This window comes from Mesorhizobium sp. M5C.F.Cr.IN.023.01.1.1, assembly GCF_003997585.1.
In the GTDB taxonomy this organism is placed as follows: Bacteria; Pseudomonadota; Alphaproteobacteria; order Rhizobiales; family Rhizobiaceae; genus Mesorhizobium; species Mesorhizobium wenxiniae.
This window is the reverse complement of record NZ_RZSU01000243.1, coordinates 1-965: the sequence shown is the minus strand read 5'-3', so window position 1 is coordinate 965 and position 965 is coordinate 1. Positions and strand designations below refer to the sequence as shown.

Genomic DNA, 965 nt, shown 5'->3' with positions numbered 1-965 from the left:
GTCTCGCGCAAGCGGCTCGAGCGGTTGAAGGAGGGCCTCAAGGAGCGGCTGGAGGCGCTTTCGACCCGCAAGGACGATCTCCTGACCATCTCGGAGATCGGCGTCGACCAGATCATCGTCGACGAGGCGCAGGAGTTCCGGAAACTCTCCTTCGCCACCAACATGTCGACGCTGAAGGGTGTCGATCCGAACGGCTCGCAGCGCGCCTGGGATCTCTATGTGAAATCGCGCTTCATCGAGACAAAGAATTCGGGCCGGGCGCTGGTGCTCGCCTCCGGCACGCCGATCACCAATACGCTCGGCGAGATGTTTTCCGTGCAGCGCTATCTCGGCTACGGCGCACTCCTCGAACGCGGCCTGCACGAGTTCGACGCCTGGGCCTCGACCTTCGGCGATGTTTCGACCGAGCTCGAGCTTCAGCCCAACGGCAAATACAAGCCGGTCACCCGCTTCGCCACCTTCGTCAACGTGCCGGAACTGATCGCCATGTTCCGGACCTTCGCCGACGTGGTGATGCCGGAAGACTTGCGCAAGTATGTGAAAGTGCCGGCGATCTCGACCGGCAGGCGCCAGATCCTGACGGCGAAGCCCACGGCCGCGTTCAAGCGTTACCAGGTCCTGCTCGACGAGCGCATCAAGGCGATCGAGATGCGCGACCGGCCGCCGGAACCCGGGGACGACATCCTGCTCTCCGTCATCACCGACGGTCGTCACGCCGCGATCGACCTGCGCCTGGTGGATCCGGATAACGATAACGAGCCCGACAACAAGCTGAACCTGCTCGTCGGCAATGCCTATCGCATATGGCAAGAGACCGCTGCGAGCGCTTACCTCCGGCCGGACGGCAAGCCGTTCGAGCTGACCGGCGCCGCGCAGATGATCTTTTCCGATCTCGGCACGATCAGCGTCGAGAAAACCCGCGGCTTCTCCGCCTATTGCTGGATTCGCGACGAGCTGGTCCGCAT

General features: G+C 63.2%; 1 pseudogene. It reads left to right on the top strand.

Annotated elements, in window-relative coordinates:
• Nucleotides 1-965, top strand: a pseudogene (locus tag EOA78_RS35580) (lactate dehydrogenase); the annotation flags it as partial.